The organism is Streptomyces sp. NPDC107538 (assembly GCF_055657445.1).
The window spans coordinates 1-1,663 of record NZ_JBVKAY010000037.1 but is presented as its reverse complement, the minus strand read 5'-3'; the positions used below and the strand labels follow the sequence as shown (position 1 = coordinate 1,663).

1 protein-coding gene is annotated in these 1,663 nt (G+C 70.2%); it reads left to right on the top strand.

Features of this window, described 5'->3' with window-relative positions; translation table 11 throughout:
- Positions 1-125 precede the first annotated feature (125 nt).
- Entirely contained in the window at positions 126-1,502 is a 1,377-nt protein-coding gene (locus ACZ7MG_RS43680; RefSeq protein WP_471397043.1) for an IS1380 family transposase, read from the top strand.
- Positions 1,503-1,663 lie beyond the last annotated feature (161 nt).

The following is a 1,663-nucleotide window of genomic DNA, read 5'->3' as shown; positions in this document are numbered from 1 at the left end:
TAACCTCGCGCTTTCACGGGGTGGGGTGTCCGAGGCTTGATCAAATAAGCGGAGAGTGCTCCTGACCTGCAACGATGGGACTTGTCTAGGGTCCTGTTGGCTGCAGGGAAAGAAGCACTCTCCAGGTGAAGAAGCGTATCGGGTCGTACCCGCGTGTCCGCATCGAGGGCGGCGGCCGGGCGGTGGTCTCGCAGGCCGGGGGCATGCTGCTGGCCGAGACGGTCCGCAAGGCAGGCTTGGACACCGCGATATCAGCGGCGCTGACGCCGTGGCGGAAGGCTCGGGCGGTGCACGATCCGGGCAAGATCCTGCTGGACGTGGCCCTGGCGGTCGCGCTGGGCGGGGACTGCCTCGCGGATGTCGCCATGCTGCGGGCCGAGCCGGCCGTGTTCGGGCCGGTGGCCTCCGACCCGACGGTCTCCCGCCTCCTCGACGCCCTTGCCGCCTCCGGGGAGAAGGCCCTGACCGCGATCCGTGCCGCGCGGGCTGAAGTCCGCCGACATGTCTGGCGGTTGGCCGGCCGGGAAGCGCCTGATGCGGGCGGGACGGTGACCGTGGATGTCGACGGGGTGCTGGTGATCGCACACTCGGACAAGGAGGACGCCGCACCGACGTGGAAGCGAACCTACGGTCACCACCCGCTGATGGGGTTCGTCGACCACGGACGGGGCGGCACCGGTGAACCGGTCGCAGCTCTGCTCAGACCGGGCAACGCGGGATCGAACACGGCCGCTGACCACATCACCGCGACCCAACTGGCCCTGGCCCAGCTGCCGAAGAAGTACCGGCGCGGGCGCCGGACGTTGATACGGACCGACTCCGCGGGCGGCACCCACGACTTCGTCGCCTGGCTCGCCCGGCGGGGACGGTGGCTGTCCTACTCGGTCGGCATGGTGATCACCGAGCAGGTTCACCAGCACGTGCTGAAGGTTCCGGCATCCGCCTGGACGGCGGCCGTCGAGGCCGAGGGCGAGATCCGTGACGGCGCCTGGGTCGCCGAACTCACCGGCGATGTCCTGGACGGCTGGCCCAAGGGCATGCGGCTGATCGTCAGGAAGGAACGGCCGCACCCCGGAGCCCAGTTGCGCCTCACGGACGCGGACGGCATGCGGCTGACCTGCTTCGCCACCAACACGCCCGGCCGGCCGATCGCCGAGCTCGAACTGCGTCACCGGCTGCGGGCCCGGGCCGAGGACCGCATCCGCGCCGCCCGGGCCACCGGCCTGCGGAATCTCCCTCTGCACCGCACCGCCCAGAACCGGATCTGGCTGGAGATCGTGCAGATCGCTCTCGACCTGCTGGCCTGGATGCCGATGCTCGCGCTGACCGGCAAGGCCAGGTGCTGGGAGCCCCGCCGACTACGGCTTCGCTTGTTCACCGCGGCCGGACAGCTCGTGACCACCGGCCGTCGGCGGATCCTCCGCCTGGCCCGGCACTGGCCCTGGACCGGTCACATCACCGCAGCCCTCGACCGCCTCACCCAACTGCCCGACCCTGGCTGACCAGCATCTTCCCCGCCTCTTCGACAGCACCCCAACACCCGGAGCAGTGGAACCCGGCGCCATCCCGAGGCGACACTCGGGTCCTGGGCCTGCGCAACCTCAGCCCCCGGCACGAAAACGGTCCACCGACTCCGTCGGCGGACCATCAAGAAAGATCGAGG